Origin of the sequence: Streptosporangium sp. NPDC051022, from assembly GCF_040683035.1 — a bacterium.
Lineage (GTDB): Bacteria > Actinomycetota > Actinomycetes > Streptosporangiales > Streptosporangiaceae > Streptosporangium.
Window position 1 is genome coordinate 1 of record NZ_JBFBCF010000048.1, and the last position, 14,963, is coordinate 14,963.

Annotated in this window: 27 protein-coding genes and 1 pseudogene; 3 read left to right on the top strand and 25 right to left on the bottom strand. The window is 65.4% G+C overall.

Annotated elements, in window-relative coordinates; all coding sequences use genetic code 11:
- The 25 genes and pseudogenes from AB0N02_RS43705 to AB0N02_RS43825 all read right to left on the bottom strand — a co-directional run.
- A pseudogene (locus AB0N02_RS43705) lies at window positions 1–203 on the bottom strand (hypothetical protein); the annotation flags it as partial.
- Window positions 200–595 (bottom strand): hypothetical protein, encoded by a 396-nt coding sequence (locus AB0N02_RS43710; protein WP_363960292.1) that lies wholly within the window; start codon window positions 593–595, stop codon window positions 200–202. The gene AB0N02_RS43710 and the pseudogene AB0N02_RS43705, both read right to left, overlap by 4 nt.
- Window positions 595–1,194: a hypothetical protein gene (locus AB0N02_RS43715; protein WP_363960294.1), complete on the bottom strand. Its 600-nt coding sequence runs from the start codon at window positions 1,192–1,194 to the stop codon at window positions 595–597. Before AB0N02_RS43715 ends, AB0N02_RS43710 begins: the two co-directional genes overlap by 1 nt.
- Window positions 1,195–1,393: 199 nt before the next feature.
- The gene (locus AB0N02_RS43720) at window positions 1,394–1,930 is read right to left on the bottom strand and encodes a hypothetical protein (protein ID WP_363960297.1); all 537 of its coding nucleotides are present in this window, start codon (window positions 1,928–1,930) and stop codon (window positions 1,394–1,396) included.
- A gap of 91 nt (window positions 1,931–2,021) precedes the next feature.
- A complete protein-coding gene (locus tag AB0N02_RS43725; protein ID WP_363960300.1) occupies window positions 2,022–2,342 on the bottom strand; it encodes a hypothetical protein in 321 nt (106 codons plus the stop codon).
- Window positions 2,342–2,917, bottom strand: a complete 576-nt coding sequence (locus AB0N02_RS43730; RefSeq protein ID WP_363960303.1) for a hypothetical protein — start codon at window positions 2,915–2,917, stop codon at window positions 2,342–2,344. The genes AB0N02_RS43725 and AB0N02_RS43730 overlap by 1 nt, the downstream gene beginning before the upstream one ends.
- 76 nt (window positions 2,918–2,993) lie before the next feature.
- Window positions 2,994–3,464 carry a hypothetical protein gene (locus tag AB0N02_RS43735; RefSeq protein ID WP_363960305.1) on the bottom strand — a complete coding sequence of 157 codons (471 nt, stop codon included), beginning with the start codon at window positions 3,462–3,464 and terminating at the stop codon, window positions 2,994–2,996.
- A gap of 3 nt (window positions 3,465–3,467) precedes the next feature.
- Complete coding sequence (locus AB0N02_RS43740) at window positions 3,468–3,995, bottom strand: hypothetical protein (RefSeq protein ID WP_363960308.1); 528 nt, start codon at window positions 3,993–3,995, stop codon at window positions 3,468–3,470.
- Window positions 3,996–4,011: 16 nt separating this feature from the next.
- Window positions 4,012–4,539 carry a hypothetical protein gene (locus AB0N02_RS43745; RefSeq protein WP_363960311.1) on the bottom strand — a complete coding sequence of 176 codons (528 nt, stop codon included), beginning with the start codon at window positions 4,537–4,539 and terminating at the stop codon, window positions 4,012–4,014.
- 82 nt (window positions 4,540–4,621) lie between these two features.
- The gene (locus AB0N02_RS43750; RefSeq protein WP_363960314.1) at window positions 4,622–4,777 is read right to left on the bottom strand and encodes a hypothetical protein; all 156 of its coding nucleotides are present in this window, start codon (window positions 4,775–4,777) and stop codon (window positions 4,622–4,624) included.
- Window positions 4,774–5,310, bottom strand: a complete 537-nt coding sequence (locus tag AB0N02_RS43755) for an HNH endonuclease signature motif containing protein (protein WP_363960316.1) — start codon at window positions 5,308–5,310, stop codon at window positions 4,774–4,776. Before AB0N02_RS43755 ends, AB0N02_RS43750 begins: the two co-directional genes overlap by 4 nt.
- The gene (locus AB0N02_RS43760; protein WP_363960318.1) at window positions 5,307–5,735 is read right to left on the bottom strand and encodes a hypothetical protein; all 429 of its coding nucleotides are present in this window, start codon (window positions 5,733–5,735) and stop codon (window positions 5,307–5,309) included. The genes AB0N02_RS43755 and AB0N02_RS43760 overlap by 4 nt, the downstream gene beginning before the upstream one ends.
- Entirely contained in the window at window positions 5,732–6,688 is a 957-nt protein-coding gene (bet, locus tag AB0N02_RS43765; protein WP_363960321.1) for a phage recombination protein Bet, read from the bottom strand. The genes AB0N02_RS43760 and bet overlap by 4 nt, the downstream gene beginning before the upstream one ends.
- Window positions 6,685–7,605 (bottom strand): lambda-exonuclease family protein, encoded by a 921-nt coding sequence (locus AB0N02_RS43770; RefSeq protein ID WP_363960469.1) that lies wholly within the window; start codon window positions 7,603–7,605, stop codon window positions 6,685–6,687. The genes bet and AB0N02_RS43770 overlap by 4 nt, the downstream gene beginning before the upstream one ends.
- 14 nt (window positions 7,606–7,619) lie before the next feature.
- On the bottom strand, window positions 7,620–7,931 hold the full coding sequence (locus tag AB0N02_RS43775) for a helix-turn-helix domain-containing protein (protein ID WP_363960324.1): 312 nt from the start codon (window positions 7,929–7,931) through the stop codon (window positions 7,620–7,622).
- Window positions 7,928–8,224 carry a hypothetical protein gene (locus AB0N02_RS43780; RefSeq protein WP_363960328.1) on the bottom strand — a complete coding sequence of 99 codons (297 nt, stop codon included), beginning with the start codon at window positions 8,222–8,224 and terminating at the stop codon, window positions 7,928–7,930. Before AB0N02_RS43780 ends, AB0N02_RS43775 begins: the two co-directional genes overlap by 4 nt.
- Window positions 8,224–8,862 (bottom strand): HNH endonuclease, encoded by a 639-nt coding sequence (locus AB0N02_RS43785; protein ID WP_363960331.1) that lies wholly within the window; start codon window positions 8,860–8,862, stop codon window positions 8,224–8,226. Before AB0N02_RS43785 ends, AB0N02_RS43780 begins: the two co-directional genes overlap by 1 nt.
- The gene (locus AB0N02_RS43790; RefSeq protein ID WP_363960334.1) at window positions 8,852–9,610 is read right to left on the bottom strand and encodes a hypothetical protein; all 759 of its coding nucleotides are present in this window, start codon (window positions 9,608–9,610) and stop codon (window positions 8,852–8,854) included. The genes AB0N02_RS43785 and AB0N02_RS43790 overlap by 11 nt, the downstream gene beginning before the upstream one ends.
- Complete coding sequence (locus AB0N02_RS43795; RefSeq protein WP_363960337.1) at window positions 9,607–9,993, bottom strand: hypothetical protein; 387 nt, start codon at window positions 9,991–9,993, stop codon at window positions 9,607–9,609. The genes AB0N02_RS43790 and AB0N02_RS43795 overlap by 4 nt, the downstream gene beginning before the upstream one ends.
- Window positions 9,990–10,184 (bottom strand): hypothetical protein, encoded by a 195-nt coding sequence (locus AB0N02_RS43800; protein WP_363960340.1) that lies wholly within the window; start codon window positions 10,182–10,184, stop codon window positions 9,990–9,992. The genes AB0N02_RS43795 and AB0N02_RS43800 overlap by 4 nt, the downstream gene beginning before the upstream one ends.
- A complete protein-coding gene (locus AB0N02_RS43805; RefSeq protein WP_363960343.1) occupies window positions 10,181–10,591 on the bottom strand; it encodes a hypothetical protein in 411 nt (136 codons plus the stop codon). Before AB0N02_RS43805 ends, AB0N02_RS43800 begins: the two co-directional genes overlap by 4 nt.
- Window positions 10,588–10,734, bottom strand: a complete 147-nt coding sequence (locus AB0N02_RS43810; RefSeq protein WP_363960346.1) for a hypothetical protein — start codon at window positions 10,732–10,734, stop codon at window positions 10,588–10,590. Before AB0N02_RS43810 ends, AB0N02_RS43805 begins: the two co-directional genes overlap by 4 nt.
- Window positions 10,735–10,908: 174 nt before the next feature.
- Window positions 10,909–11,739 (bottom strand): hypothetical protein, encoded by an 831-nt coding sequence (locus tag AB0N02_RS43815; protein ID WP_363960352.1) that lies wholly within the window; start codon window positions 11,737–11,739, stop codon window positions 10,909–10,911.
- Entirely contained in the window at window positions 11,736–12,038 is a 303-nt protein-coding gene (locus AB0N02_RS43820; protein ID WP_363960357.1) for a hypothetical protein, read from the bottom strand. The genes AB0N02_RS43815 and AB0N02_RS43820 overlap by 4 nt, the downstream gene beginning before the upstream one ends.
- Complete coding sequence (locus tag AB0N02_RS43825) at window positions 12,038–12,346, bottom strand: helix-turn-helix transcriptional regulator (protein ID WP_363960359.1); 309 nt, start codon at window positions 12,344–12,346, stop codon at window positions 12,038–12,040. The genes AB0N02_RS43820 and AB0N02_RS43825 overlap by 1 nt, the downstream gene beginning before the upstream one ends.
- A 125-nt stretch (window positions 12,347–12,471) precedes the next feature.
- On the opposite strand from AB0N02_RS43825, the gene AB0N02_RS43830 reads away from it, so the two are divergent.
- The 3 genes from AB0N02_RS43830 (at window position 12,472) to AB0N02_RS43840 (ending at window position 14,960) form a co-directional block, all read left to right on the top strand.
- Window positions 12,472–12,969, top strand: coding sequence for a hypothetical protein (locus AB0N02_RS43830; RefSeq protein ID WP_363960362.1), 498 nt, complete (start codon window positions 12,472–12,474; stop codon window positions 12,967–12,969).
- A 156-nt stretch (window positions 12,970–13,125) separates the two neighbouring features.
- Entirely contained in the window at window positions 13,126–13,377 is a 252-nt protein-coding gene (locus AB0N02_RS43835; RefSeq protein WP_363960365.1) for a hypothetical protein, read from the top strand.
- A gap of 95 nt (window positions 13,378–13,472) precedes the next feature.
- Window positions 13,473–14,960, top strand: coding sequence for a hypothetical protein (locus AB0N02_RS43840; RefSeq protein ID WP_363960368.1), 1,488 nt, complete (start codon window positions 13,473–13,475; stop codon window positions 14,958–14,960).
- Window positions 14,961–14,963 lie beyond the last annotated feature (3 nt).

The window sequence follows — 14,963 nt, forward strand, 5'->3', positions numbered from 1 at the left end:
GCCACGTTGAGGAGCTTCGGCCCGTGCGTGGGGTTGAGGATCATGTTGTACGTGATCCCGTCCGCCGTGCACTTCGTCTTGAACCATTCGGGGCCGGGGCGACGGAAGGCGTTCAACACCCCGTCCACATCGATGAGCAGCAGCGGGCGGCGGGGCTCCTCCGCAGCGGGGAGCTCGGGTTCCAGGAAGGTGATGGTGCTCACTGCCGGGCCTCCTCAGCAGCCTCATAGGCATCGGCCATCGCGGCGAGCTGGGCGGCCATCTCCCGCGCTTGAGCTGGAGGTATCTCCCATTCATCAGCACCGCCCGGGAACAGGCAGATGCCAGTACGGGTGAGAGCGAGCATGTCGCCTCCGTCGTGCCACGACAGCCCGAGCTCGGTGGGCTGCGGCAGGACGATCGGGGCTTCCTCCCCCTCGACGACGACCGCCCGAAAGTGGACGGGTTCGTCTCCAGGCGTGACGGTGATCTCGATGACGTTGCCGTTCGCCTCGATCAGCGGGTACCAGGAGCCGGGGCCACCGTCATAGATGGTCTCCTCGGAGGCGAAGAGCTGGGCGACGTTCTCTGGGGTGGGCGGGGTGAGCGCGTCCATCAGGCGGCACCGCCCGCCAGTTCGGCACGGAGAGCCTCAACCTTGGTGAGCGTCTCGCGGCTTTGCGCCTCGTACTCGGCGGCGAATGACTCTGGCCGGCCGAACCACAGGTCCAGGGTCTCCTGCTCGCTCTTGCGGACCTCCTCCAACGCTTCGAGGACGGCGTCGCGAGTCGCCCAGGTCTCGTCCAAAACAGGCGTGGTGTCCTCGTAGAGGCAGGTCGAGATGTAGCTGTAGACCGACTCGATCTGGCAGAACGCTTTCCGGTCGTACCAGGAGGCTTTGTAGAACATCGCAACCCGCTTGCGGCCGAGCTCATCGACGAGGTGCGTCCACATCGCGTGGTCTGAGGCCGCTCGTTTCCACCCTTCGGGAAGGGTGGCGGTACGGAACAGCGGGTCACGCGAGTCGACCTCTCCCAGAGAGAACCCGAGGAGCGCCAGGGCGTCGCTGCCCCGGGCGGGAATGACTTCGCAGTCGCCTGCCGCCATCGCCTCCCCACCAGCGGCCTCCTGCGCTTCGATCGCGCCGGGGAGGTGAACGCCGTGCATGGCAGGGATGGGGATGATCTCGTCGCGGGTGTTCTGGGGGCGGCTCATGAGGTGCTCTCCTGCGGGTCGGAGTACGGGTGGGATCGGATAGCGGGGACAGGGACGGTGTCGGCGCCCTGAAAGGCTTCTGGAGTCGTTTCTGGGGCCTCGAAAACCGGCGCTTGAGGCTCGGACGGCCGCAGGCGGCGAACTCCGGAGTGACGGCCCTTGCGACGCCGGAACACCCCGAAAGGGGCAAGGAGGCACGTCACAAGACGTCTCCTCGCTCGGGAGCCAGCGAGTCGTGAGCCTCGTTGAAACGAGCCAGGTTTCCGTCGGGATCGCCGGACAGCTCTAAACCCAGCCCGTTCGCCGCTGCGGTCGTCGTATCGACCAGCGGCAGCGGTAGAGGGCGGATGACCTCCGGAACCTGTACGCCTGACCAGTTGAGGTACTGGGCATTGGGGTTGGCTACGTCTGCCCCCTGCTGGGCGTGCGTGAGGTGCTGCTGCCGGTCTAAGGTGCGGCGCTGGATCTGCTGCTCGCGGTCGCTGACAAGTTGCTGGTCTTCCGCGATGCGCTTCTCGGCGTCGGCGATGTCCCTCTGGTAGGCCGCGATGTCTGTCTCAGCCTTGTCGGCCTGCTGCCACTCGGCGTAGGCGAACGCGGCGGCCTGCTCGTACCGGTCCCGAATCGGTCCGATCACGGACTGCGCGGCGGCATCAGTGGCGAATCGCACGACCGGGGCGGGCGGGTGAACAAGCTGATCTGCGGGCGAAGGCTGCTCGTTGTCCCTGGATCGCATTTTCGGGTCTCCCCTAATCGGCTTAACGGGTGTTTCATGAGGTGGGGTCCCGCTCCTCCCTGGTGACTGCAGGGAGGAGCGGGATTGTGGATCAGTCAGAGCCGTTGATGAGTCGGGCCACGGCGAGCGGCCATCCGCAGGCGATCTCGTCGGCGGAGTTGCCCCATCCGCCGCGGGCGTGCTTCTCCGCGTCGTCGGCGACCTCTTCCAGCCATGCGGCGAGCGGCTCGGCCAGGCCTGGGTGGGCGAGGGCGACCCAGTCGCGGTTGGGCAGGTGCCCGCCGAAGTGGGCGATGTGGGAGTCGGCTCCCATGACCCACATGCCGTTGGTGCTCCAGGGGGCGCGGGAAGTGCGTTCGGCGGTCTCGCGCAGTCTGGTGGCGGCGGTACGGATCTCCTCGACGGCGTCCATCACTCACCACCCCACGGGTAGACCTGGAAGTCCTCAGGAACCGTGGCCGTCCCGGTGACGTGACCCTGAAGGGATTCCCAGTGCACCCGCACATGGTCGGGTGGGACATCGTCCTCGTGGTCTCCGAGCAGGGCGGTGACGCGTACTGGTCGGCCCCCGTTCCAGTCGGGGTGGGTGACGACCTTCTCGAACAGGTCGCTGTCGATGCGGACCGTCTCAGGAGGGGTCGGAATCGTCAGGCCCAAATCAATGACCAGCGGCGCTTCCACATCCGGCAGCGGCGCCAGGATCCCCAGGTCCCGGATGCAGCGGATCCGGTCCGGCCGAGCCGACAGGATGGTTCGGTGCTCGCCGTCGTACCAACCGGCGAACTTGATGTGCTCTCTGGTCTTGTCGAGAGGGCTGGCGGTCGGGTGGAACACCCAGTGGGCGGGCACGTGCTCGACCGTGCCGTGCTCCCACGTCACCTCATAGGTCCTGAGATTGGCGTTGTTGTAGTCGTCCCGCTCAGCTGGCTTGTCCGCAGCCTCCTCGACGGCCTCGACGCTCTGCGGGATATCGGTCTGCTCAGTCATGGAGATTTCTCCGATCGGGAACGGGGCCGTCTTGTGCTCGCCCCTGAGGTCGAGCACAAGACGGGAAGGGGGAAGGTCAGAAGGGAGGCTCGGTGTCGTAGTCGGTGACGTCCTCTTGCGGGCCGAGATGCACAGTTCGCCGCATCAGCCGGCTATCCGGCCCATCAGGCGTCCACGCAGCCACCTCGCCGCGGGGAATCTCCCTGGCCATGGGGCGCCCGTTGGAGTCCCGCTCCGGGCCTACCGCGACGTAGCGGTACTCGGCCGGCATGAGCTCCCAGCGGGCGACCTCCGCGCGCTTCTGCCGTAGCTCGGTGACCAGGTCCGGGAGGGCTGCCAGCAGCTCCGCCTTCTCGGAGGTGAGTGTCATCGTCGGAGGCAATGCCTTCAGCAGGCGCTCGATCTTCTCAAGGTCGACTGCTCCGAAGTGCTCCTCCGGCGGGTACGGCTCGCGGTCGATTCCCTGCGCCGCGTTGTCCTTGGCTTCCTGGTGGAAGTCGCGCTCGTAGGGGGCGCACTCCTGACCCCAGTCGTGGTCGTAAGTCATGGCTCAGTCACCGACCTTCGCGACGAGCGAGACGGGGGTCTTCACGTCCAGCGGACGGTCCGACTGGATGTAGTCGCCGGTCCAGGTGACGAGCGTGCCGGCGGTGGTGAAGAAGAACACGCCCGGCTCGTTGCCGCCGTAGGTGCCGTCGTCTCCAGCGGAGTCGACGATCTGCGGACAGTAAGACGACGAGCACGGGTCGGTGATGTCGTCGACCGGCAGGAGCTGCGACGAGACGCTCGTCACCTTGCCCTTGATCGTGTAGTAGGCGATGACCTTGGCGTCCATCGACAGCAGGTAGACGTACGAGACGCGCTTGGGGTCATTGTTGCGCTTGAGGTACTCCGAGAGGTTCGCCCGGTCCAGCGGATAGTTGAGGTCTCCGGCCGGGAAGGGGACGGCCTTCTCGTACTTGCGCTGCTGGCTGCCCGAGGTCTGCTGGGCGGCTTTCCGATCGGGGTCAGCTCCAGAACAGCCAGCGGTGACGAGGGCCGCGAGGGCGAGCACAGCGGCGATGCGTCGGGGATTCACTCGGTTCTCCAGAGGGCTAGTTGCAGGTGGGGGTGTCGTCGCCGAGCCGCTCAGGCAGGCTGCGGTCCTTGAACAGCGACCGGTTGGCCTTAGCGGAGTCGGCGTTGTAGGTCTCGACCAGGTCGGCCCGGTGCTGTTGCAGGCCGGTCAACTCGGTGTCGAGGCGGTCGCGCTTCGGGGCGGCCTGGAACTGGTCGCTCTTGTCGCCGTTGGGGTGCCGCTTGTCGTAGGCGGTGATCTCGTCCCGCTTGGCGGCGATCTTCGCGTCGTCGGCGCGTACCCCGGCACACAGGTCGTGGAAGTGCTCGTACTGGTACAGCACGTTGTCGGGGTCGCCGACCCGCTCCCGCACGCCCGAAGCAGTGCGGAGAGGCTGTATCAGCCAGCCGACGATCCAGAAGACCAGGCCAATCACAAGCACCACGGCAAGAGCGCCGAAGAACCAGCGCACCGGCCGAAAGCGGATGTTGGTCTCCTCCTCGAAGTCGCGTCGGATCGCGCCTCGCAGCGACTCCCGCCGGTGGTGCTGATCACTAGAGGCCATGTGATTTCTCCTTGCTGGAGGTAGGGGAAAGTGCCGCCCCGCCCGCCCCCGATAGGCCAGGCGGGGAGACACCGAAGAGAAGTCAGGGGAAGTCGAGGTCAGACGGCGACCCGTGTAGGTCAGCCGAGGAACGACGGAGAGCCTCGACCTGCTGGGCGAGACACCGCAGACAGCAGCCGCACGGATGGCCGGCCGCGGTCGGGCAGTCGAGGAACTCGGGGCCGGGAAGCTCGGTCATGGCGCCGTCTCCCCCAGCTCTGCTGGGTCAGCGCCGTACTCCTGCGGAGTGAGCCACCGGCCGTCTGCGGAGGGGTAGCGCCATCCCCAACCGGCGACCGCCACGGGCACATCCAGCGGGTCGATGCCGGTACGCACCAGGAACCCGAGCCGGTAAGCCGCGGCACGGTTGGTTTCCGTCCAGCCGTGGCAGCCGGTTGTGCCAGAACCGCACAACAGCAGCAGGTTCTCCACAGCGTTTCCGCCGCCCCGACCCCGAGGGATCCGGTGGTGGATGGAGTCCTCATCGCGCGGCACCAACGCCCCGCAACGGACACACACCGTGTCGCGGGCTTCGACCTGCGCGCGCACCTTCGCCGACGGCCCGGTATCTGCGGTGGGGAACTTCAGATGCCAGCCGTTCCGGCATCGCTCCACACCCATGGGGAGCTTGCTCGATACTCCCAGCGCGAGGATGCGGTCCAGGCGCCGGCGGGCTTCCTTCTCGTTGGCGAAGGTCTCTTTGCTGCAGCAGGGGCGGACTCGGGTCTTCACCGGCCACCGCCGTGGGAGTCGTAGATCGCCTTGGCGTTGACGTTGAGGGACCGCATGATCTCGACCTGAGCCTTGACCTGCCAGGCGTAATCCACCGCGTTGGTGCGGACGACCTTCGCTTCCCGGTACGCCCAGTACTCGTCAGGGATCCGAGCCGCGAACCAGGAGTCGCGTTCCTTCGCCGACACCTGGCCGGCGCCGCGGCCAACCTCCGGGCAGTCCTCATCCAGCAGCAGCGGCGCCCGCATCTCCAGGTAGGAGCGTTCCTTCTCCAGCTCGTCCTGCCGGGCCCGCTTCACCGCGAGCTGAGAGCGGCCGAGCTCGTTGTTGAGGACCTTCAGGTAGTAGTCGGTCTGGACAGGGGTGAGGATCGCGTCCTCACCGATGAACTCGAAGCCCGACTCGCGCTTTTCGAAGTCGCTCACGACTCACCGCCCGGCATGTCCTGCGGCTCACCAGAGTTTTCTTCGCTGTCCGGCACGGAAGCGAAGCGCGGGTCTTCTAGGTGGGCACCCCGGCACAGGGCAGCCATGACTTGTGCCGCCTCAGCTCCGGTCAACTCGTCGCTTCTGGTGATGTCCCGGCCCGTGACGATCGACATGTACGTCAAAGCCTTGTCAGGGGTATCGACGCCCCGGGCGGACAACAGTTGGACGATCTCGTTGCGCTGCTTGCGGGTGGCCATGCCGTTGGCCTGCTCAACATCGTCCTTGGCCTGGGCGGCATCGCGGATCGTCTGCCCCTGGACCGCTTCCCGTGGCGTGTCCTCGTCGAGATGCTCCATCTCGACATCGCTGTAGAGACCGCCCAGATCCTCAGGGAAGGCGCGCCGTAGTGCCTTGGCTTCGGCGCACTTCTCGATCTGGCCGTCTGGGCTGGTCTTCCACTGGTTCTTCGGCTTGCCTTCGCGGTCCAAGTCCACATACGCGGCGTAGCGGGCCACTCCGGAGAACCGCTTGCCGTTGCGGATCACCACAACCTTCGCCGCGACAGGCGGCTCATCGATCAGCCACACCTCATGCTGGGCGCCGTCGGCGTCGAACCAGACGGTGTCCTCGTACTCGTAGTCGATGCCGGACTTGTCCGCCGCTCGGCGGGCGATCACCCGGAAGCCGTCGATACCGGTCTGCGGCGTATAGACCTTGCGGCTCACACGCTTGTCGTAGCGGCCGATCAAGTACACCTGCTTGAGGAACGGGTCCAGCTCGCGGCGCTGACACAGGTGCAGGAAGCCGGCCAGTTCGGCGTTTGTGCAGTCCGCTTCCACGCCGATGCTGGCGAGCACAGCTCGCTGCTCCGGCGTCCACATCGTCTGCACCGGCTGAATGGCCAGCGCCCCGCTGCCCGGCACAGCAGGCAAGGTGTCGGTCACGGTCATGCCGCAACTCCTTGAAGGTTAGAAACATCAGGAAGGTTCGGTTCGGCGACCAGGAACGGAACCCCGCCGCCCTTGGCCTGCCTGCGGGCCAGGCGGTGGCCGTCGTAGAAGGCACGCTGCGCACTGCCCATCGCCTCCAGCAGGCGAGTGCGGGCCTCTTGCTCACGCTCCTGCGCCTCGCGCAGACCCGTGGTCGCCTCGATGTACTCGACCGCTAGATTCAGGCTGGCGATGTACGCCTCATCCCGGTTGATCTGCGGGTGCAGCTTGCGAACCGCCGCGTACGTGGCCGGATGGTGATCCAGCTCGGGCATCTCCCGCCAGTACAGCGACGCCAGGAAGTCCTCGGCTTGGTCACGCATCCACGCACAGTCTTCGGCGTCGTAGCGAACGACGTACTCCCGGAAGTCCAGCCGGCCGGTGAGCACGACCACGTACCAGACCGGTACGCCGAGGGTGTCCATGTACCACTGGACCTGCGGCCGGTAGTAGGCCGGGATCTCGTCGGTTCCCGGACGTCCCCAGCCGGAGGCGTCAGCGTCGGTCTTGACTTCCAGCCCGGCGCGCACGCCCGGCGCATCGAAATGGCCGGGCATGCCGAGCAACAGCCGGTCAGGGTTGGCGAGCTGGTAGTCCCGCTCCTGGTGAACGTACGTTCCAGCCTTGCGGATCTCGTATTCGGGGTGCTGGTCAGCGAACCAGTCCGCGATACCAGCTTCCAGGTAGTGGCCTCGTTCTTGCGGCCTGGTCTGCTTGTCCTTGCCGACCAGGCCGGCCATTTGGCACCACACCGAGTACGGCGACGCCCACGGAGACAGACCAAGCAGCGCCGCTACACGAGATCCACCGATCCTGTGAGCTCGCGCAGCATCCCACTCAGAGGTGTTGTTGGCCCATCGTCCGAGGTAGCGCCCCATAGGCGTGGGGAGGTTCACTTCTTCTGTTCCTCGCGGTACGTCTCGTTGTCGTCGGGAGTCATCTCGCCCTCGGCCGGGTTGCAGGGATCCCGCGGGGTAGGCCACGCCTCTGAGTCCTCGACCCGCTCAGCGAGGTGCTCAGCCGTGGCGTCTTCGGCGTCCGCGACGAGCAAGTAGGCCTCCACCGACTCCTCAGAGATCGACAAGTGGTCGTGAATCCACCGGCCGTTCAGGGAGCCGGCGTCGACCAGCTGCTGGATCTCCTCGACCGGCAGACCAAGGCGAGCGGCGGTAGCGGTAACCGTCAGCCAGCTGATAGGAGTCACCAGTCCTCACCGCCCATGTAGCGGGCGTAGACGCGGTGCTCCTGGCCCACAGTCCGGGCCGCGGCCTCGAACACTCCCCGCACTTCAAGGGAAGGGATGTCGTCGTTGCGGATCTGGTGAGCCATGCGGGCAGCAGCAGCCGCAGTCGGCAGCACCGCCACCACCGCCCACTCAGCGGGGCGGGAACACAGGACACCGCCGATCGCAGGCCAGTCCATCCGCGGCGGCCTCACCCATGTCCTGCAGGGCGGAGGGAGTTCCTCCCAGCGAAGCTCCAGCAGTGCGGTGAGCATCAGCCCTCGCCTCCAAGCTGCCGTCTGGCCAACCTGGCTTTGCGCTGCTTCCGCGCGCCGACCGCATTGCGGCAGACACGACACTGCCGGTGGCCACCCCAGTAGTAGGTGTTCGTTTCGTTGAACTCATGGCCGTTCTTGCAGTGCGTCTTGACCGCATTAGCAGCGGCAAGCGAGTTGCTCCGCAGAGAGTTCTCTCTGTGAGAAACCGGCTCCAAGTGCGCCGGGTTCACGCAACGCCGGACGCGGCAAAGGTGATCAAGCTCTAGGCCATCGGGGATGGGGCCGACCAGATACTCATAAGACCAGCGATGCGCGCCGTACTTCCGCCCGGAGACCTTGATAGTCCCGTAGCCGTGGCTGTCTAGCCCTCCAGCCCACAGCCAGCAGCCTTCCGACTTGTTGACCTTGTTCCAAAAGCGGGCATTCAGGTCACGAGTGGGGTAAGACGGGCGCGTAATGATGGCCACGATGTCGGCGGTCAGAAAGCGGCGAGGCTTCGAACCTTCGACAGGTGTGACCTCGCCTTTCTTGGCCCAGCGGTAAACGTTCGCGTCGTCTATACCGAAGATCCGCGCAGCCTCCGATGCGATAACCGTTTCCGGCAGGCTTTCCATGTCGAAGCTTTCACGCGTCACTGCCGCCTCCCTGAGCGGGAGAGGTCTGAGCCTCAGCGGCCTTCGCGGCGTCGTACTGGGCGATGCCCCACACAATTCCGTGGAGCGCCCACAGGAACCACCAGTCGTAGTCGCGGAAGTTCCACTCCCACACGTCGGAGAAGCTGAAGCTCCCCGTGCGCTCCACCGATGTACGGTGCGTGACGCTCACGTCCCGGATGTGCTCGCGAACGTGGCGGCTCTCCCGCATAGTGGCGTCGAGGTCGTCGGTGAACGTCTCGGCGTCGCCACACTTGCAGGACGCCTTGAACGTGCGGTACTCAAACTCCTCCAGCGCTCGGCGCGCACCACCTTCCCAGGTGATGTCGCCGGTCTCGAACAGTTCCTTGATCGCTCGGCTGATTCCTCGGGGAGCGGACCTGTTGATGATCGCCTCGGCGACGTGCTCCTTGACGAGCTGCTCGAACAGCCCCTGGTTGTACTTCATGACGCTGTCACGGTCGGAGGTCAGCTTCTCCGCCCAGTAGTGCGGGTTGATGCGGCCGACCGGCCCCCGGAAGAACTCGAACATGTCCGGCAGGCGGCTGAACACGAAGCTCTCGCCGTCGCCCCGGAAGATCAAAGCGCCGGGGACAGTGATCAGGTCGAACCAGTAGGAGCTGTGCTTCGGCTCCATGAACCGCAGGTGCCGGTACAGGTCGTCGTCATGCTTGATCTCCATGACGTGGTCGGCGGTCTCCCGCCTGAAGCGCTCGGCGATGTCGCTCATGCCGGCACCTCCACCCGGCACGCGACAGCGGTCCACCGCTGCGCGCCGTAGTACTCACGCTGCTTGTACTGGACGTAGACCACTCCGGTGGCGGCGAGCGCCCGCGCGGCGGCGTGCCACGCTTCCCGGTCCATCCGGTGGCGACCATTGCGGATCCCGGTCAGGGAGCCGTACCAGCACGGCACCGCACCCCACCCGATCTTGTCCTTGTCGCCTGGGACGACCGCGTAGCACGCCTCGTCCGGCAGCAGCGGCTCGTACCACCGGACACCATCCGGGTGGTGAACCTGCACCGTGGAGCCTGCGGGAACGTAGACGATGGCGACCTCAGTGTCCGCTGGACGGGCCTCGACCAGGGCGCTGGCCACGGTCATGGCGGTCACGACTCCACCGCCTGACCGGCCTCGGCCCGCTGCTGGGTGGCAGCCTGCTTGATCAGCTCACTGCACGGGCCGCACACTCGGAAAGTGCCGCAAGCCTGGATCGTGGTGGTTGCCGAACGCGGGCACCCTGCCACTTCACACTGGGCCAGGACGGCGCGCTCAGCGGTGTAGGGCTCGACGTCGGTGCTCACTGGGCCACCGCCTGAGCAGCCTCGCGCGGGGAGCCATCCAGGTTGAAGGTCAACGCGTGACGGACGTCCGGAACCTGGCCGACGACGACCTGGCTGCACACCAGCTTGGCCTCGGTGTACACCTGCACGTAGACCGGCCCGAAGTGCAGGTGCACACCGCCGAACTTCTGGTTGGCGTACTCCTCGACCCGGGCGCCCGCCGCGAGACCGAGCCGGGCGGCATCCATGATGAAGCCGACCGGGTCGTCCTTCAGTAGCGCGGTTACGTAGATCATCACGTAGTTGGGGCGAACGGTCGCCCGCTCCGCCAGGCGCGGGTTCGCCGTGAGAAACGCCGCGATGTCCTGGAAGGCCTGCGCGTACTCCAGCGCCTCAACGACGCTCTTGATCGGCTCGGCGGCGGTCACTTTCCGCCCCCGTTCAGAGCGTCAGCCACCTCGACGCCCAACTCGATCTCGTCGAGCAGCCTGCGGGCCTGCTCCGGGGAATCGGTCTTCATCTTCTGCCAGGCGTTCGCCTCGTCGGCGGCGCTGGCCGTACTCTTGGTCATTGACTTTCCTGCTCTCTCTGTTGATCTCGTGAGCGGGTGGGTCAGCGGGTTCCAGCCGTGCCATCGGCTGGGCCCGCACTTAGCTGGAGGTGCCGGCGAAGTCCGCGTGGTCGAGCTCGCGGAGTTCCTCGAAGCGGGCCAGGGCGCCCAGCAGCACGTATTCCTGCGCCGGGTTCACGCGTTAGCTCCGAACAGCTCGGCCTGGGGCGTGTACTTCGCGGCGTACCAGCGGTCCCAGACCTCCTCAAACAGCGGGAGGTCCTTCTGTGTCCACGCGAGGGTCTGCCGGATGCTGCCGTTCGGAATCTCCGACTGCCGCTTGCCGGGCTTGAATCCGTGCTCCGCCTCATGCAGAGCTGCGGCGCGTCTGCCGAACGTCGACTGCACGGACTCGATGTCCTTCTTGCTCAGCCCCTTGGACTTCAGGAAGTCCGGGACGTACAGCGGCACATCGAGCGGGTCAACCTCAGGCTCCTTGCCCAGGCCGATCGCGGTCTGGATACGGATGTTCAGCCGCAGCCAGTCACCGTCCAGGTAGCCGTCACCGGCTTTGAGGAGCTCGATTCGTTCCTTGGCCAGCTTGACCCGGTCAATCGCTTCGGATCGCTGCTCATGGGTCGCGACCTCTTCGAGGTTCAGCAGGTACGCCCGCACATCAGCGGCAACCTGAGACTCCGTGAGCAACTGGCCGACGTTGAGCACGGTGCGACGGGCGAACAGAGCGAATGCCCGCCGTTTTGAGCCCGTCAAGTTGACGGTCTCAAACTCGCGCAGCTTCTCGCCGCGGAGCACCTCATACCCGTTCGACTCCAGCTCGGCCCGATTGCGCCGAACCACGCTTTCGATGGTGTCGACGTCAACCTCGTAGTAGCTGGCCACCAGTTCGGTGCTCATGTGGACGCCGTCCGGCAGCAGGCTCAGCGCCTTCACCTTGTCGAGGACATCGACACGGTCCGCGTGCTGAGCGCGCAGCGACGGGGATTCGGTAAGAGCGAGCTCGTTCACGCCGTCCTCCCGTAGGAGCGGGCGGCTTCGGGGCGGGCACGGAGTGGAGTGACCGACGCGCCAGCAACCGGATTGGGCATGACGACCTTCGGCGTCTTCGCCTTGATCGGGCGCGGCTTTCGCGGGTGAGCGGCTTGGCTCGTTCCAGAGGCGAGAATCTCGGCGAGGTGCGTTTCGGTGAACAGTCGTGTGCGACCGAGCTTGCTCCCCCAGTCGTTCTTACGAGCGTTGACCTTGAGCCAGTTCTCTGCTTTCCGGAGCAGCTGCGCAGCCTCTTTGAGCGTGTAGACCTGCTCCATCAGCCCTGCCCCACGTTCTCTAGAGGGGGCGGGCTGCACAGGTCATCGACTTCTACATCGAGCGCTGTGGCGAGCACCTTGAGGTTCGGGGCTGAGGGCACGAAGGCTCCCGCCTCCCAACGAGACAAGGTGGTGTGGTTGAACTTCCGGCCAGCCTTTTCGCATCGCTCCGAGAGGGCGACAAGGGTGAGTCCCTGCCTCTCTCGCTCGTGGCGTGCGCGCTGGCCGTTGAACGGAAGTGATAGGCGTCTGCTTGCCATGTTCGCAACGTACCGCACATGTGCGATTGACCGCAACTGTTCGCACATGTTTCTTTAGACGCGTCGCCCACAGTCAATAACAGGCACCTCTTAGGCAATGCCTGAACTGCGCATGTGCGGTACAGTGCGATCAGGTCCGCAAGTCTCCCCTCAGAGCAGTCAGAAGGGCTGTCATGAACCGCACCGACGAGAGCGCACACCTACGCCTCGCCGACGCAATGGACACTCGGCGTAAAGAGCTACGTTTGCGCTGGGAGGAGATCGCCGAACGAGCAGAGATCTCCGGCACGCACCTACGCCGAATCCGTCGAGGAGAGAGCGGATTCACCGACGTCGTAGAGGCCAGGCTCGAAGAAGCGCTTCGCTGGTCGCCAGGATCGATCGAGGCCGCACTGAAGGGGGAAGAACCCACCCCCGCCACCGTCGGCTCATCTCAAGAGTTCTTGACCAACATGGCGACGCTGATAAGCCACGGCATCGACACGCCGACCATCGAAGAGCTCCAGGCGGAGATCGACACCCTCATGGGGGAGCTTCCCGAGTGGCGCCGGCAGCGCCTGGAGAGGTTGATCGCCGAAGAGGAAGCCGAATTGGAACACTTGAGGCGATCACGCCTTAAGCGCTGGAAGCAAGTCATAGAGGACCAAAGGGACCACCCGGACCTTTCGTGACATATCCAAACCGTATCGAGTACGTTACGTAACGTATTGGACACGGGTCGAATTACTTGAACTACAGCTTTCAACTACGTAAACCGAAACCCAACGACTGTGCGTCCCAATTTCGCTGGTCATAGCTCGGACCAGTACCACGGAGTTAGGAGCACGATGTCGTCCCTCGTAAGAGACCTCACGGTCGCAACCATCGGCTTGGGAATCGGCTCGCTCGTCATCGCTCGCGTCGCAAACAAGGCCGGGTACGCCACCGGCTTCTGCGATGGCAAGGTGCAGGGCAACCTCGACGGCTTCGAGTTGGCAGTCGCCATGCTGGAGAAGGACAACCGCATCACTCACCTGAGGGGGCAGATCATCGGCTTGACCAGAAGGATCGAGCCTGACTCGCCCTTGAAGATCTCCTAGGCCTGCTAGAAAGAGGCCCATCCAGGGACTGGCCGGTGTCCCCACCACCGGCCGGTCACCCCGGAGCCCTAACCCCCACGATCACGGAGGGCCCCGTGGCGTACGCCGAGAAGCGTGGCCGTTACTGGCGAGGCCGGTTCAAGACTCCAGACGGCTCTGTCGCCTCGGCGACCGTTGGCCATGATGGCAAGAAGTTCACCACCAAACGCGCAGCTCTAGCCTTCGCCGAAGAGCAGGAGGCTGATGCACGTCGCAATCTATGGAAAGATCCACGGGCTGGAGATATCACCCTTGAGGAGTGGGCGAATAAGTGGTACCCCGCCCAAGATCTCGAATTAACCACTCTGGACGGGTATCGATGGCACATCGAAGTGCACATTCTGCCCTATTTTGGGTCACGATCTCTGAACACGTTGTCGACGATTGAGATCAACGCCTGGGAGCTCCAACTTCACCGCGATAAGGTTTGTGGCCAAACGTCTGCGGCGTCCGCCCGTACCCTGCTGCACACCATCCTCTCCGACGCTGTCTCTGCCGGCCTGATCCAGGCCAACCCCGCCGTACGACAACGCAACCGCGGGCGAAAGAACGGCAAGCACCGCACCCGCGGCCCTGAGCAGGCATGGACCACTCCACTTACCGTTCTGCTCTTCGGTGAGCGTCTGTCCGCCCTGTCCGGACGGCCTGACGACTTCGTGAAGGCGGTGACGGCCGGCTTCACCGGGCTTCGCTGGGCCGAGCTGGTCGGCCTGGAACGCCAGTACTTCCGGCTGTCGTCCATCCGTGTCGAACAGCAGGTGTACGAGCGGGGCGGCGACTGGATGAAGAAGCCGCCCAAGGACGACTCCTACCGCACGGTCGCGATCCCGCAATTTTTGACGAGCCTGCTGTCGGCTCACCTGCAGGCCAGCGGGGATGGGCGATGCGCCTGCACGGGGCCGCGCGGCTGCGGCGGTGGTACCTACGTGTTCCTTGCCGAGGACGGCGGGCATGAGCGGAGGTCGAACTATGGGCGGCGCCGGGTCCGGCCTGCCGCCGACGGCCGCCACCCGGACAACAAGGACCGGCCTGGCTATCCGGTGCTGGCCGACGTCGCCGCGGCTCCATGGCCCGGCCTCGTCAGGCGCTCCTGGCCGGCGGCCGTGCCCGGCGCGGGATTCTCCCCTCCACGGCAGCGGGGCTTTTGGAGCTACGACATCGAGCGGCATCACGTGATGTCGTGGCTGCCTCTGATGTCGGGGCTGACGATGCACAGCCTGCGCCACGGCCACCGGGTGTGGTTGGACGAGGACGGCATCCCAGCGGTGGCGATCGAGGAGCGGCTGGGGCACGAGTTGCCGGGCATCATCGGCACCTATTCGCACACCTCGCCGGAGATGGTGCGGCGGATCCTGGATGGTCTCCAGGAGCGCTGGGAGTCCTCGTTGAGAGAGCGGGCCGCACTGTGGGGCGGCCGGTCGGCAGTACCGCTGCTAGACGGGCTGCTGGAGCCGTATCGGGAGAGACCTTTCCAAGATCTGCTCCCAAATCGCTCCCAAAACCAGGTTGGCGATCTTCGTGCGCGCCCTAAAAAGCGGGCCTGAGCT

Excerpts from the sequence above, each read along its gene's own strand:
- AB0N02_RS43710 (WP_363960292.1), bottom strand. The coding sequence starts at position 595 with ATGGACGCGCTCACCCCGCCCACCCCAGAGAACGTCGCCCAGCTCTTC.
- AB0N02_RS43715 (WP_363960294.1), bottom strand. The coding sequence starts at position 1,194 with ATGAGCCGCCCCCAGAACACCCGCGACGAGATCATCCCCATCCCTGCC.
- AB0N02_RS43720 (WP_363960297.1), bottom strand. The coding sequence starts at position 1,930 with ATGCGATCCAGGGACAACGAGCAGCCTTCGCCCGCAGATCAGCTTGTT.
- AB0N02_RS43725 (WP_363960300.1), bottom strand. The coding sequence starts at position 2,342 with ATGGACGCCGTCGAGGAGATCCGTACCGCCGCCACCAGACTGCGCGAG.
- AB0N02_RS43730 (WP_363960303.1), bottom strand. The coding sequence starts at position 2,917 with ATGACTGAGCAGACCGATATCCCGCAGAGCGTCGAGGCCGTCGAGGAG.
- AB0N02_RS43735 (WP_363960305.1), bottom strand. The coding sequence starts at position 3,464 with ATGACTTACGACCACGACTGGGGTCAGGAGTGCGCCCCCTACGAGCGC.
- AB0N02_RS43745 (WP_363960311.1), bottom strand. The coding sequence starts at position 4,539 with ATGGCCTCTAGTGATCAGCACCACCGGCGGGAGTCGCTGCGAGGCGCG.
- AB0N02_RS43750 (WP_363960314.1), bottom strand. The coding sequence starts at position 4,777 with ATGACCGAGCTTCCCGGCCCCGAGTTCCTCGACTGCCCGACCGCGGCC.
- bet (WP_363960321.1), bottom strand. The coding sequence starts at position 6,688 with ATGACCGTGACCGACACCTTGCCTGCTGTGCCGGGCAGCGGGGCGCTG.
- AB0N02_RS43770 (WP_363960469.1), bottom strand. The coding sequence starts at position 7,605 with ATGGGGCGCTACCTCGGACGATGGGCCAACAACACCTCTGAGTGGGAT.
- AB0N02_RS43780 (WP_363960328.1), bottom strand. The coding sequence starts at position 8,224 with ATGCTCACCGCACTGCTGGAGCTTCGCTGGGAGGAACTCCCTCCGCCC.
- AB0N02_RS43790 (WP_363960334.1), bottom strand. The coding sequence starts at position 9,610 with ATGAGCGACATCGCCGAGCGCTTCAGGCGGGAGACCGCCGACCACGTC.
- AB0N02_RS43810 (WP_363960346.1), bottom strand. The coding sequence starts at position 10,734 with ATGACCAAGAGTACGGCCAGCGCCGCCGACGAGGCGAACGCCTGGCAG.
- AB0N02_RS43820 (WP_363960357.1), bottom strand. The coding sequence starts at position 12,038 with ATGGAGCAGGTCTACACGCTCAAAGAGGCTGCGCAGCTGCTCCGGAAA.
- AB0N02_RS43825 (WP_363960359.1), bottom strand. The coding sequence starts at position 12,346 with ATGTGCGAACAGTTGCGGTCAATCGCACATGTGCGGTACGTTGCGAAC.
- AB0N02_RS43830 (WP_363960362.1), top strand. The coding sequence starts at position 12,472 with ATGAACCGCACCGACGAGAGCGCACACCTACGCCTCGCCGACGCAATG.
- AB0N02_RS43835 (WP_363960365.1), top strand. The coding sequence starts at position 13,126 with ATGTCGTCCCTCGTAAGAGACCTCACGGTCGCAACCATCGGCTTGGGA.